The following is a 12,805-nucleotide window of genomic DNA, read 5'->3' on the forward strand; positions in this document are numbered from 1 at the left end:
GCGCCCCGAGCCGCGCGCTGAGCCGCCCCGAGCCGGGCCCCGGGCCCGGGGTGGCCCTCACTTCTCGTAGCCGGCGACCATGCCCTTGATGAAGTACCGCTGCAGCACCAGATAGGCCACCAGCACCGGGATGACGGTGAGTAGCGCCGCCGCCGCGGCGGCGTTCGGGTCGCTGCCCTGACTGGCGAAGAACGTGCCGATCGCCGGGGCGGTGGTGCGCACGTCGGGGTCGCGCAGGATGAACACGCTCAGCGCGTACTCGTTCCACACCGACACGCTGGTCAGGATGATGACGGTCGCCGTCACCGGCTTGAGCATCGGGAACACCACCCGGAACAGCACCTGCAGCACGCCGGCCCCGTCGACGACGGCGGCCTCCTCGATCGACAGCGGCAGGTTGCGCATGAAGTTCGCGTACAAGAAGATGCTCAGCGGCAGCTGCGCCGCCACCATCAGCGCGGTCGCGCCCCAGTAGGTGTTGACCCAGTGCAGGTCGGCCATCAGCGTGTACACCGGCACCAGGATGCTCAGCGGCGGGATCATGATCAGCCCGATGATCCCGCCCAGCACCAGGCGGTTGCCCAGGGTCGCCCGCCGCGCCAGCGGGTAGGCGGCGAGCGCGCCGAGCAGGCAGATGAGCACCGTGGATGCCACGGTGACGATCGCGCTGTTGCCGATGGCGCGCAGGATGCCGCCGTCCTCGATCGCGGTCTGGAAGTTCTGCCAGTACACGCCCCGGGTGGGGAACAGCCACTGCGACGACAGGTCGGTACGGGGTTTCAGCGCCGTGGTGAGGGTGATGTAGAACGGAATCAGCTGCAGCGCGCACGCGACGACGAGGCCGGCGACGATGCCGACGGTTCCCAGGTGACGTGCCGGCCGGCTCATGCGATCTCCAGCCGCCGGCGGTTGAAGTACGCGTTCAGTGCGAGCGTGAACACGGCGATGATCAAGAACAGCACCACGCCCACCGCCGACGCGTACCCGGCGTTCTGGTTGTCGAAGTAGAACTTCGAGATCAGGGTCGACATCGAGTCGGTGGCATAGCCCGGGCCGCCGCCGGTCATCACCCGGATGACGTCGAACAGCTTGAGCCCGCCGATCAGGTTCAGCACCACGCTTGTCGCGAAGGCCGGCTGCAGCAGCGGCACGGTGATGCCGGTGAACTGCCGCCACGCTCCGGCGCCGTCGAGGCGCGCGGCCTCGTAGTACGCGACCGGGATGGACTGCAGCCCCGCCAGGTAGATCACCATCGAGATGCCGACGAACTGCAGCGAGTTCACCAGCACGATGATCGTGACCGCCGCCGGCGCCGAGCTCAGCCAGGCCACCCGCTGGCCGCCCAGCCCCACCACGATGTCGTTCAGCCCGCCGTACGAGTACGAGAACAGCAGGTAGTACATCGTGCCCATCACCACCGGCGACACCAGCACCGGCAGGTAGATGATCGCCCGCGCCAGGTTGCGCCCGCGCATCGCCCGGTCGAGTGCGAGCGCCAACGCGAGCCCGATCACCTGCTGCAGGATCGTCGACCCGAATCCGTACACGAACGTGTTCGCCAGGGCCGAGCCCACCAGCGGGTCCGACAGCATGTGCAGGTAGTTGTCGACCCCGACGAAGGTGCGGGTCGGACTGTAGCCGTCCCACTTCGTGAACGAGATGAGGATGCCGTTGACCAACGGGTACACGGTGAACACCGCGAACACGGCCACCGCCGGCAGGTAGAGCAGGTTCGCGCGACGCCTGACGAACACCGGGCCCGCGGCATCCCGCCCCCGACGCCGGCGACCGCCGCCCGCGCCACGGGACGCACCCGTGCCCCCCGCCGCGCGCAGCATGCGGGGCGGGACCGCCGTCACCGTCCCGCCCTCGCCGGATGTGTGGCGGGGCGCCCCCCGATGCCCCGCCACACGTCACCGCCCCCAGCGGTCACTGGCCGAACAGCGACGAGAACTGCTGCCCCATCTGGCTCGTCGCCTGCTTCGGCGTGGACTGTCCCGAGATGACCGCTCCGGTGGTCGTGACCATGGTGTCCCACATGCCGTTGGGCAGGTACACCCGGTCGAAGTAGGGCTTGAGCGGGTAGGTGTTCGGCTTGACGAGGGTGTCATAGCTGTCTTGCAGCACCCCCAGGTCGCTGGTCGCGTCGGTCAGACCCGGAATGGCGCCCAGCGCCTGCGCGAGCTTCGAGATGTTGTCGGGCTTGGCAAGGCAGTCGATGTACTCGAGCGCCTGCTTCTTGTGCGGGCTCTTGTTCCACACGCCGTACGCGGTGCCCTCACCGCCGACGAAGTACGGGTCGCCGACGAAGGCGGGGATCGGGATGAACCCGATCTTCGCATCGGGGTTCTGCTGCAGTGCGGTGTTCACAAGCGAATTCTGCACGAACACGAAGCCGGTCTTGCCCGTGCCGAGGGACTTGCCGATCTCGTCCATGGTGATCGAGCTGAAGTCGGGGTTGAAATCGCCCGCCTTCGCCCACGTCGAGATGCGGTCGAGCATCGTGGTGTACCCGCCGGCGACGAAGGTGCCCTTGGTGAACTGGGTCAGGTCGCTGTCGGTGAACGCGCCCGAGGCCATGAAGTCGGCGATGTTGCCGGCCATCCACGAGTCCTTCGACGACGACGAGATCGGGGTGACCCCCGCCTTCCCCAGGGTCGCCAGCGCATCGGTGAAGGCATCCCACGTGGTCAGCGTCGTGGGGTCGACCCCGGCCTGTTGGAGGGTCTGCTTGTTGTACAGGATGCCGGCCAGGTCGGTGTTCAGCGGCAAGGCGAAGAACTTGCCGTCCTTGTCGAACATGGCCGGCTTCAGCGCCGGATTCACGTTCTTGGCCCACGGCTGCGTGTTCAGCGGTTCGAGGAACCGGCTGTAGCGCAGCAGCGACCAGCCGTGCGTCGACCAGATGTCGGGCAGGTCCCCCGAGGCCATCCGCGTCTTCATGTCGGCCTCGTAGGTGTTGGTCATCGGCACCAGGTCGATGGTGACACCGTCCGGCGTGCACGTCTTGGTGATGTCGGTGAGCACCTTCAGCGTGGGATCGGCCGACCCCAGCCCGGTCTGCATCTCGAGCTTCGCCGTGCCGCCGGGCGTCGTACCCGACGAGCATCCCGCCAACGCCAGCCCGGCCACGGCCACCACAGCCGCGGCGCCCAGCGCCGTCACCGGCCCGCGTGCGCTCATGTCCCACTCCCTCGTGATCGTGAGCTCGTGCTCGTGTCTGCCTGTGAGCAGGAATCTACCCGCGTAACATGTTCCTCACAAGGCCCCGACCCGTCCTGCGACCGAATCGTGATCTTACCGATCAGCGACGACGCTTGACGCGCGTAGACCGGGGGCGGGATGCTGGAGTGACGGTCGCGGAGGACCGCCGGAAGGAGCGCAGATGCCGTTCACGATCGGGCTCGTCGGGGCCGGGCAGTTCGCCGACTCCTTCGCGCCCCTGTTCCGGCGTCATCCGCTCGTATCGGGGGTGTGGGTCACCGACACGATACCGGCCCGGGCCGACCGGTTGGTGGCGGTGCACGGGCTGGACGGCACCATCCGCTCATTCGACGACATGCTCGATGACTGTCGCATCGACGCGGTGGCGATCTTCACGCAGCGCTGGACGCACGGCCCGCTCGCGCTGCGGGCGCTGCGCGCCGGCAAGCACGTGTACTGCACGGTGCCGATGGGCATCACCGTCGACGAGATCGGCGCGATCGTGCAGGCGGTGGCCGAGACCGGCCTGACCTACATGATGGGCGAGACCAGCTACTACAACCCGGCGACGGTGCTGGCCCGCGACAAGGTCGCCGCGGGGGCGTTCGGCGACCTGTTCTACGCCGAGGGCGACTACATCCACGACATGGACCTCGGCTTCTACGACGCCTACCGGTTCAGTGGCGGCGAGGACTGGAAGCGCACCGCCAGCTACCCGCCGCTGCTGTACCCGACGCATTCGATCGGCGGCGTGCTCGGCGCGTGGGACACCCACGTCACCAAGGCCGTCGGCGTCGGCGTGCGCGACACCCGCGGCGACGGGGTGTTCGACCGTGCGGTGAGCATGTTCGACAACGACGTCTCGAACGCGACCGCCCTGTTCGAGGTGGCCGCCGGCGGATCGTTCCGCACGAACGAGTTCCGTCGGGTCGGCTACCCCTCGCACATCCGCGAGTCCCGGTTCCGGTACTTCGGCACCGAGGCATCCTTCGAGCAGGTCGCCACGGCCGCGTTCTGGTACACGCGCGAGGGTGCGCAGGACGTGTCGGCGCAGGTGCGCACCACGGCGACGCTCGACGTCGACGATCCACAGCTGGCGCACATCGCCCCCGAGCTGCGGCCGGCGTTCGTCTCGGGCTATGCGCCGGTGCACGATCGCGCCCGCATCCCGCCGGCGCTGGCGACGCTGCCCAACGGCCACGAAGGCAGCCACCACTTCCTCGTCGACGACTTCGCCACGGCCGTGGCATCCGGAACACACCCCCCGGTCAACGCGTGGAAGGCCGCGCGCTTCACCGTGCCCGGTATCATCGCCCACGAGTCCGTCCGACGAGACGGTGAACGGCTGGACGTGCCCGACTTCGGTTCCGCACCGGGGTCATGACCCGTCCCGTCCTGGGGAGAAGCGCATGACGACCCGGCGCAAGACGGTCACCCGAGCCGACGTGGCGCGCCTGGCCGGGCTGAGCACCGCCGTGGTCAGCTATGTGCTGTCGGGCTCTGACCGCCCGGTGTCGCAGGAGTCGCGGGCGCGGGTGCTGGCCGCGGTCGAGGCGCTCGGCTACCGCCCGAACGCGGCCGCGCAGGCCCTGAGCCGCGGGCGTTCGACCATGATCGGGTTCATCGTGCCCGATCAGCGCAACCCGTTCTTCGCCGAGATGATGTCGGCCGTCGACAGCGCCGCGCACCTGCACGATCTGACCGTGCTGACCCTCAACGCGCACGAACGGCGCGCCGGCGACGGCGACGAGCTGGCGGGGCTGACCACCCAGCAGCTCGAGGGCATCGTCAGCGCCGATGTGCTCACCCCGCAAGAGTTGAGCATCATCGAGCGCAACCGCATCCCGCTGGTGTACCTGAACCAGTTCAGCGCGCGGCCCGGGCACCCGACGCTGGGCACCGACTACCTGGCCGGCTCCGCCCTCGCGGTGAACCATCTGCTGGGGCTCGGCCACCGCAAGATCGCGTTCGTCGGCAACGAGTCGCCGCTCGACCCGCGCGAGGCGGGGTGGCGTCGGGCGCTGCACGCCGCCGGCGTGCCCGCCGGTCCGGTGTTCCACAGCGACTACAGCCTGCAGGGCGGGTACGACGCAGGGCTGCGGGTCGCCGATGCACGGGATGACGTGACCGCCGTGTTCGCGGCATCCGATCAGGTGGCCACCGGGCTGCTGGCGGCCCTGCATTCGCGGGGCATCGACATTCCCGGTGACATCTCCGTGGTCGGGTTCGACGGCACGCCCGAGGCGGCGTTCACCTGGCCGGCGCTGACGAGCGTGTCGCAGCCGGTGCACGAGATGGCGTACGACGCGGTGGCGCTGCTGGTGGGCGGCGAGGTGGATCCGGTGTTCCGCGACTACCCGGTGGAACTGGTCGTGCGCGCCTCGACGGCGCCGCCGCGGGGCTGAGGGCGCTCCCCATCCGAAGCCGGGGGTCCGCTGCGGTCGATACGCTGACGGTATGACCGGATACGACGTGTACGAACTGGGCGGACTGGACAGCTGGGCGCAGGCGCAGGCGGATGCCGGAGGCAAGCGCTTCGTCGACAAAGAGATCCCGACCGAATACGTCGGGATGTCGGCGAACGCCCTCGAACCGGGCGGGCAGGCGCCGTTCTGGCACTCGCACGATCGGCTCGAAGAGCTGTACGTGTTCCTGGCCGGGCACGGCCAGATGGGCCTGGACGACGAGGTGGTGGACGTACGACCCGGCACCGTGGTGCGGGTGGGGCCGGGCGTCATGCGCACCTGGCGGTGCACGCCCGACAGCCCCGAACCGCTGCGCTGGCTGTGCGTGCGCGGTGGCGGCGACACGCTGGCCGCGATCGGCCGGGACGGGCAGCTCGACCGCGAGCGGACGATGCCCTGGGCGTGAGGATGTGACCGCGCCGCGTCGACACAGACGCGGCGCGGTCGGCGCCCCACCGGGGGGAGAGCGGGACGCCTGCCGTGGCGGATGCCACGACCTGCACTGAGGGGGATCAGTGCAGCATGATCGAGCCGCCGTCGGTCATCAGGGTCTGTCCTGTGATGTACCGCGACTCGTCGCCGGCGAGGAAGGCCACCGCGGGGGCGATGTCGTTCTCGGGGTCACCCAGACGGCCGAGCGGAACGCCCTTGACGACCTGCTCGTACTCGGTCGGGAAGGCCTGGGCCCACTGCTGGATGCCCGGGGTGAGTGCGACCGGAGCGACGAGGTTGGCGCGGATGCCGTCGGCCGCCCACTCGTGCGCGGCGACCCGGGTGATCGCCCGGATGGCCTCTTTGGCGGCCGCGTAGGTCACCTGGTTGGGAAGGCCGGCCAATCCCGCGCCGGAGGCGAAGTTCACGATCGCGCCCTTCGTCTTCTTCAGCTCGGGGTACGCGGCCTGCATGAGGTGGAACGTGGCGTACATGCCCGATCCGAGCGAGAGGTCCCACATCTCCTGGGTGGTCTCGGTGATCGGCGCCTGCCTGGAGGCGTGCGCGTTGTTGACGAGGATGTCGAGCTTGCCGAACGCGTCGACCGCGGCGGCCACGATCACCGGTGCGTTCTCGGCGACCGAGATGTCGGACTGCAGGTAGCGCACGTTGTCGGCCGGCTCGAACCCGGTGACCAACTCGTCGCCGGCGGCCTGGTCGACGATGTCGACGACGAGCACCTTCGCGCCCTGCTTCAGGAAGTGGCGCACGATGCCCTGGCCGATGCCGCCGGCTCCGCCGGTGACGATGGCGCCCTTGTCGGTGAGTGTCATTGCTGTTCCTTTCGGGTGTGTCCCGCCGTGCGGGACGTGGTCAGGGACGCCTCGACGCCGTCGAGGAAGATCTGCACCGCCGACTCGACGATGCGCCGGCCGCGCGTGCCGCCCAGCGGCTCGGCGCGGAAGCGGGCGGTGAGCCCGTCGGCGGCGGGGGCGGGTTCACCGCGCACCCGGTCGACCGCGTAGTCGATCTCGGGCGCGGCCATGCCCGGGGGCATGACCCGGGCCATCCCGATCACGAGCGCGGCGGTGCCCACGAACACGTCGCCGGCACACTGCGGGTCAAGGCCCACTGCGGTGAGCCGCGACAGGATGAGTTCGGTGTCGCGTGCGGATGTGGCATCCATCAGCCGCCCCGGCGACACGGCCACGCCGAGCAGCCACGGATGCTCTTCGAACGAGCGCCACGTGCGCATCGCCAGGTGGTGCAGCGTCTCGCGCCAGTCTGCGGGGTCGTCCGGCAGGGGCGGCAGGGTCTCGGCGACGCGTGCGACCATGCGGCGCACCAGGTCTTCACGGTCGGCGATGTGCCGGTACGGGGCCATGGCAGAGACGCCGAGCGCCGTGCCGACCCGCCGCATCGACACCGCGTCGATGCCGTCCGCGTCGGCCAGTGCGATGGCCGCGTCGGCGATGATCGTGCTGTTCAGCATGCCGCCCTCCTTCGTTGTTTACAGCGTAAACCCGTTGCCTGGGTGCGAGCGCAGAGCGGTCGAGGAACTCGCTGGGCACGTGGCATCCGTGCGGTGGCCGGTCGCGTGTGTCCATCCGGCGCCCGGTGTCCGTGTGCCCCGGTGCATATCCAGGTGCGTCTGCGTCCGGCGCCGGCCCCGTGTCCCAGAAGTTGCGGGTTGCGAGGCCTCGAGGTCGCAGGTTCTGAGACACGCCGGACGTCCCGCCCGGCGAGTGCGGGCTCAGGTCAGCGGCTCGCCCGTGGCGGTCGAGTAGCGCAGCTCGCGTGCCAGGCCGAGCGCGGGCACGGCGAACCGGGCGATGACGACACCGGCATCCACGTCGGCCTCGGTCACGACCAGCGTCGGGTACGGCGCCCCGAACACGGCGCGTCCGCCCGCGGCGATCTCGACCGGGTCGGTGCGCCCGCCGGGATGCTCGAGCACGACCGCCGACGCGGCGACGCCGGCGGGCAGCCGCACCCGGGCGTGGAAGGCGAGGATGTCGCCGGCGCGCAGCCCGGGCCGCGGCGGGCCGTAGTTGCGCAGCTGCGCCTCGCGGGTGCCGAGGATCATGCCGCCGGCGGCCGCGTAGGCCTGCCCGACCTCTTTCCACTCGCTCGCGGCGACGCCCTGCGTCTGGACGGGGTAGACGTGGTGCTCGCCGACGTGCACCCACTCGTCCGGCAGGCCGGGGGTCACCGACCGCAGGATGACCTCGAGCAACGGCTCGTCCGGCGGTGTCAGGCCGGCCGCCTGCCGGTCGAGGGGCCCGGATGCCTCCAGCTCGGCCCGCGTCGTGACGGTGAACACGATCTCGGAGTAGCCCTCGCGCTCGTACAACACGCCGATGCGTGAGTCGTCCAGCTCGACGGCGCACGAGTATTCACTGCTGCCCGCGCAGAGGATGAGCCGGTGCGGCCAGCTCGACCCGCCGTCGCGCGACAGGCTGAGCCCGGTGTTCCGCCGCAGATCGGGGTCGAGGTTGTTCGAGGCGAGCAGGGCGCCGTCGGCGAGGGTGACGAGCGACCCGTTGTCGCTCGGGTCGGGCAGGTCCTCGACCGGTTCGGGCGTGCTCCAGCTCGCCCCGCCGTCCGCCGAGACGGCGGCACGGCGGCGCGGACGGGCACGGGAGTGCAGCAGCAGCATCCCGTCGGCCGTCGCGGTGATGGCGGACTCGTTGGTGTGACCGCCCAGCGCGGCACCGAGGGTCCAGCTCTCGCCGTGGTCGTCGCTGTACGCGGCCGCCGCGGTGATCTCACCGTGCTCGAGCAGCACCATCGGTTGCACGAGACGGCCGGCATACGGGCCGGCGGGCACGCACAGCCCGGTGCCCGACGCGGCGAAGATCCCGGTGACGCCGGGCCGTTTCAGCTGCGAGGTGAGCCGCCGATGCGTCCACGTCAGTCCGTCGTCGTCCGAGATCGATACGTCGACGTGCTGCACCGCGTCATCCGGTTCGCTGCCCTCGACGGCCTCGAAGAACCCGGCGAGCGTGCCGGCGGCGTGGAACAGGAGGATGCGGCCGGTGGCGCGGTCGACCAGCAGCGACGGGTCACCGTATCCCTGCAGTCCGGTGCCGGTGCGCACCACCTGCTGCGGACCCCAGCTCGCCCCGCCGTCGGTGCTGCGGCGGATGAGCAGGTCGATGGGGCTCGGCAGGTCGTCGAGGTTGGGGCGGCCGTCGTAGGCGGCGAGCACCGTTCCGGCCGTCGTCACGGCCAGAGCGGGGATGCGGTACTGCGCGTAGCCACCCTGGCCGCGGCGGGCGATCACGGTGCTCATCATGACACCGACTCTAAGCGGCCGACCGCCGCGCGACGCACCGGATGACAGGCCAGGTGATGGATGCCTCGGGTCGCACCGGGGGTCGCGCCGCGCGGCAGCAGGAGAATCGGTCCACGGCAGGAGAATCGGCGCGCAGAACTCCTGCTCTCACCGGATTCTCCTGCGCACACCCCGGCGCACTCAGATCGGTCCCCAACCGGCGGATTCTCCTGCGCACACCCCGGCGCACCAGATCGGCCCGCAACCGCCGGCGATCGGCCGGCAGCAGGAGAATCGGCCCGCAACAGGAGAATCCGCGCGCGGACCTCCTGCTCTCGCCGGATTCTCCTGCGCACGCCCCGCCCTGGACCCGGTCCGAAAACCCGGCAGTAGACTGACCGCAGCCACACAGGAGGTCACGGGTGCCGATCACGGGGCGCATCCTCGAGGTGGCCGCCCGGCACCCCGACCGGACGGCCGTCGCCGATGCCGGAACGCGCGTGACCTATGCGCAGCTGGTCGCCGACTCCCGCCGGATCGCCGCGGTGGTCGGGGCCCTGCACCGGGCCCAGCCCGACCCGCCGCGGCCGGCCCGCGAGACCGGCGGCATCCCGATCACCGCGGTCAGCTGCGATTCTGCGTTCCACACCGCCCGGATCATGGCAGCCCTGGCCGGGTACCGGGCCGTGTCGGCGACGATCGACCCGAGGTGGCCGCTCGCGCATCGGGTCGGCGTCATCCGTGCCACCGGCATCGGCGTCGTGATCGGCGGCGACGCGGCCCTCGCCGAGGCGCTGGATGCCACGGGCTGGACCGGCACGCTGATCCCGCTCGACGATCTCCTGCGCAGGGTCGACGCCGCCGCGCCGGGACCCGCGCCCGAGGTGCGCGACCCAGACGAGGCGTTCCTGCTGCTGTTCTCGTCGGGGACCACCAGCGACCCGAAGGCGTTCGTGAAGACCCGCGGTCAGTATCGGGCGAACGTCGCGGTGTCGTCGGCGCACCTCGAACCCCTGCCCGGCGTGGCCACGCTGGCGCCGGGCCCGGTGTCGTACAGCCTGACCCTGTACGCGGTGATCGAGAGCCTGGCCACAGGCGGCAGCGTGCACGTCGCCGACGCCTTCGACGTCGGGGATGCCGCGCGGCGCATACACTCCGAGCGGATCACGCGCGTGGTGGCGGTTCCGGCGGTGGCGCAAGCGTTGACCGAGGCCGCACGCCGCGATCCGGGCCGGTTCGCCTCTCTTGAGCTGGTGGTCACCGGCGGCGCGAACCTGCCGGCGGCCATCCGCGACGGCCTGGCGGAGGTGCTGCCGCAGGTACGACTGATCAGCTATTACGGCGCGGCCGAGATCGGGTTCATCGGCGACAGCCGCGGTGGCGACGGCACGCTCATCGACGTGTACCCCGAGGTGCAGGCGCAGATCCGCGACGCATCGGGACGGCCGGTGGCCGACGGCGAACCCGGGTCGGTGTGGATCCGTGCCGACGCATGCTCGAACGGGTATGTGTCGGCGACGACCGACGCGGTGCTGCGCACGGCGGACGGCTGGGCCACCGTGCACGACCAGGGACGGATCGTCGACGGGCGGCTGCAGTTGATCGGGCGGGCCGGCGACGTCGCGATCACCGGCGGGCACAAGGTCGCCCTGCCCGAGGTCGAGCGCGCCTTCGCCGACCTGCCGGGGTTGGGCGCGGTGTGCGCGGTCGCGCTGCCCGATGCCGCGCGGGGCAGCATCGTCGCCCTCGTGGTCGAAGGGCCCGGCCGGCCGAGGGCCGAGCTGCGCGCGTGGGCGCGGGACCGGTTGGCTCCGCAGTTCGTGCCGCGGCGCTGGTACCGCCTCGACGCGCTGCCGCGCACGGTGGGCGGCAAGGTCCGGCGCGGCGAGACCGCGCAGCTCGTGGCCCGGGGACGGGCGGAGCCGCTGTGACGTCCGTGGTGTGGCCGGAAAGCGGCGGTGGCATGCACTGCCGTTCCGAGCCGAGAACCGGCGACGTGGGCGGCCGTGCCGAGCCGAGAATCGGTGGCGCGCGCGGCCGTGCCGCATCGAGAACCGGTAGTGGCGCGATGACGGCGGCCGTGGTCACGGGGATGGGGGCGGTCACCCCCAGCGGGCTCGACGTGGCGAGCCTGTGGGATGCCGTCAGCTGCGGCCGCAGCGCCATCACGGTGCTTGCCGGGCCCGAGTTCGACGCCCTCCCGGTGCGGATCGGCGGACAGGTGCGCGGCTTCCACACCGATCTCGAACGCCCGCTTGCGCGTCGGCTCAGCCCGGTGCTGCACTGGGCGATCGCCGCCGCCGATCAGGCGCTCGCGCAGACCGGCGCCACGGTGCCGGCCTCCGCACACCACTCGGGCGAGGGCGCGGACGGCGACGCCGGCGAGGCATCCCTGCCCTGGGAGCCGCACCGGGTCGCCGTCATCGTCGCAACCGGCTCGGGCCCGGTGGACGCGATGCAGCAGGCCACCCGGCGCCTCGACGCCACGGGCCCGCGCGCGGTGCCGCTCACGCTCGCCGTGCACGGCGCACCGGATGCCGCCGCCGCTCTGATCAGTCAGCGATACGGCATCACCGGGCCCGCGCAGGGCGTGTCGGCCACCTGTGCGAGCGGGGCAGTCGCACTCGGCGAGGGGATGAGGCGCATCCGGCACGGGTACGCCGATGCCGTGCTCGTGGTGGGCATGGAGGACTGCCTGAACGCGGTGAACCTGGCGTCGAACGCCAATATGCGCGCCTTGGCATATGGCAGGGAAGGCGATCCGGCAGGTGCCTGCCGGCCGTTCGACCGGAGCCGGAACGGGTTCGTGATGTCGCAGGGCGCCGCGGCGATCCTGCTCGAGTCACAGGATGCCGCACGGGCGCGCGGTGTACGGCCGTTCGCCGAACTCGCCGGCTTCGGCGCATCCAGCGACGCGTACCATCCGACGGCTCCACACCCAGGCGGCCGCGGCGCCGCGCAGGCCGTGCGCGACGCCGTCACCGACGCCGGTCTGGGCACAGAACCCGACCCACCCGCTGCCCCTGGACCCGACGCGCACCTCCGTCCGGGTGTGCGTCGACCGGTTGCCGGCATCGAGCACATCAATGCGCACGGCACCGGCACGCCCGCCGGTGATGCGGCCGAACTCGCGGCGTTCGAGGCCGTGTTCGGCGCCCGGGCCGGCGGCATCCCGATCAGCGCCACCAAGTCGAGCACCGGACATCTGCTCGGTGCGTCCGGCGTGGTCGAGGCGGTCATCGCGGTCCAGACGCTCACCCACCGCATCCTGCCCCCGACGGTCAACCTCGACGACCCCGAATTCCCCGACTGGAATATCGTCACCGCGCCCACGCCTGCCGACGTCGACGTCGTGCTGTCGACATCGTTCGGGTTCGGCGGGCACAACGCCGCCATCGTCCTCACCCGCCCCGACTGATCCTCGCCT

At 71.2% G+C, this 12,805-nt stretch carries 11 protein-coding genes; 5 read left to right on the top strand and 6 right to left on the bottom strand.

Annotated elements, in window-relative coordinates; genetic code table 11:
- Positions 1–57: 57 nt before the first annotated feature.
- The 3 genes from H577_RS0110980 to H577_RS16245 form a co-directional block, all read right to left on the bottom strand.
- Positions 58–888, bottom strand: a complete 831-nt coding sequence (locus H577_RS0110980) for a carbohydrate ABC transporter permease (RefSeq protein WP_029145985.1) — start codon at positions 886–888, stop codon at positions 58–60.
- Positions 885–1,754, bottom strand: coding sequence for a carbohydrate ABC transporter permease (locus tag H577_RS0110985; RefSeq protein WP_029145986.1), 870 nt, complete (start codon positions 1,752–1,754; stop codon positions 885–887). The genes H577_RS0110980 and H577_RS0110985 overlap by 4 nt, the downstream gene beginning before the upstream one ends.
- Before the next feature lie 175 nt (positions 1,755–1,929).
- Complete coding sequence (locus H577_RS16245) at positions 1,930–3,183, bottom strand: ABC transporter substrate-binding protein (protein WP_051191974.1); 1,254 nt, start codon at positions 3,181–3,183, stop codon at positions 1,930–1,932.
- A gap of 202 nt (positions 3,184–3,385) precedes the next feature.
- Between H577_RS16245 and H577_RS0110995 the strand changes: the two genes are divergently transcribed.
- The 3 genes from H577_RS0110995 to H577_RS0111005 are packed head-to-tail and all read left to right on the top strand — an operon-like array spanning position 3,386 to position 6,075.
- Positions 3,386–4,588 carry a Gfo/Idh/MocA family protein gene (locus H577_RS0110995; RefSeq protein WP_029145987.1) on the top strand — a complete coding sequence of 401 codons (1,203 nt, stop codon included), beginning with the start codon at positions 3,386–3,388 and terminating at the stop codon, positions 4,586–4,588.
- A gap of 25 nt (positions 4,589–4,613) precedes the next feature.
- Positions 4,614–5,609: a LacI family DNA-binding transcriptional regulator gene (locus H577_RS0111000; protein WP_029145988.1), complete on the top strand. Its 996-nt coding sequence runs from the start codon at positions 4,614–4,616 to the stop codon at positions 5,607–5,609.
- Between the two features lie 52 nt (positions 5,610–5,661).
- Positions 5,662–6,075, top strand: a complete 414-nt coding sequence (locus H577_RS0111005; RefSeq protein WP_029145989.1) for a cupin domain-containing protein — start codon at positions 5,662–5,664, stop codon at positions 6,073–6,075.
- A gap of 106 nt (positions 6,076–6,181) precedes the next feature.
- On the opposite strand, the gene H577_RS0111010 is transcribed toward H577_RS0111005, so the two are convergent.
- The 3 genes from H577_RS0111010 to H577_RS0111020 form a co-directional block, all read right to left on the bottom strand.
- On the bottom strand, positions 6,182–6,934 hold the full coding sequence (locus H577_RS0111010) for an SDR family NAD(P)-dependent oxidoreductase (protein WP_029145990.1): 753 nt from the start codon (positions 6,932–6,934) through the stop codon (positions 6,182–6,184).
- Positions 6,931–7,593, bottom strand: a complete 663-nt coding sequence (locus tag H577_RS17080; RefSeq protein ID WP_051191975.1) for a TetR family transcriptional regulator — start codon at positions 7,591–7,593, stop codon at positions 6,931–6,933. The genes H577_RS0111010 and H577_RS17080 overlap by 4 nt, the downstream gene beginning before the upstream one ends.
- A 261-nt stretch (positions 7,594–7,854) precedes the next feature.
- Positions 7,855–9,399 carry a sialidase family protein gene (locus H577_RS0111020; protein WP_036284783.1) on the bottom strand — a complete coding sequence of 515 codons (1,545 nt, stop codon included), beginning with the start codon at positions 9,397–9,399 and terminating at the stop codon, positions 7,855–7,857.
- A 401-nt stretch (positions 9,400–9,800) separates the two neighbouring features.
- On the opposite strand from H577_RS0111020, the gene H577_RS0111025 reads away from it, so the two are divergent.
- Positions 9,801–11,309, top strand: a complete 1,509-nt coding sequence (locus tag H577_RS0111025) for a class I adenylate-forming enzyme family protein (protein ID WP_029145992.1) — start codon at positions 9,801–9,803, stop codon at positions 11,307–11,309.
- A gap of 137 nt (positions 11,310–11,446) precedes the next feature.
- Complete coding sequence (locus tag H577_RS0111030) at positions 11,447–12,796, top strand: beta-ketoacyl-[acyl-carrier-protein] synthase family protein (RefSeq protein ID WP_029145993.1); 1,350 nt, start codon at positions 11,447–11,449, stop codon at positions 12,794–12,796.
- Positions 12,797–12,805 lie beyond the last annotated feature (9 nt).

The sequence above is a fragment of the Microbacterium luticocti DSM 19459 genome (assembly GCF_000422405.1).
Lineage (GTDB): Bacteria > Actinomycetota > Actinomycetes > Actinomycetales > Microbacteriaceae > Microbacterium > Microbacterium luticocti.

Excerpts from the sequence above, each read along its gene's own strand:
- H577_RS0110980 (WP_029145985.1), bottom strand. The coding sequence starts at position 888 with ATGAGCCGGCCGGCACGTCACCTGGGAACCGTCGGCATCGTCGCCGGC.
- H577_RS16245 (WP_051191974.1), bottom strand. The coding sequence starts at position 3,183 with ATGAGCGCACGCGGGCCGGTGACGGCGCTGGGCGCCGCGGCTGTGGTG.
- H577_RS0110995 (WP_029145987.1), top strand. The coding sequence starts at position 3,386 with ATGCCGTTCACGATCGGGCTCGTCGGGGCCGGGCAGTTCGCCGACTCC.
- H577_RS0111000 (WP_029145988.1), top strand. The coding sequence starts at position 4,614 with ATGACGACCCGGCGCAAGACGGTCACCCGAGCCGACGTGGCGCGCCTG.
- H577_RS0111005 (WP_029145989.1), top strand. The coding sequence starts at position 5,662 with ATGACCGGATACGACGTGTACGAACTGGGCGGACTGGACAGCTGGGCG.
- H577_RS0111010 (WP_029145990.1), bottom strand. The coding sequence starts at position 6,934 with ATGACACTCACCGACAAGGGCGCCATCGTCACCGGCGGAGCCGGCGGC.
- H577_RS17080 (WP_051191975.1), bottom strand. The coding sequence starts at position 7,593 with ATGCTGAACAGCACGATCATCGCCGACGCGGCCATCGCACTGGCCGAC.
- H577_RS0111020 (WP_036284783.1), bottom strand. The coding sequence starts at position 9,399 with ATGATGAGCACCGTGATCGCCCGCCGCGGCCAGGGTGGCTACGCGCAG.
- H577_RS0111030 (WP_029145993.1), top strand. The coding sequence starts at position 11,447 with ATGACGGCGGCCGTGGTCACGGGGATGGGGGCGGTCACCCCCAGCGGG.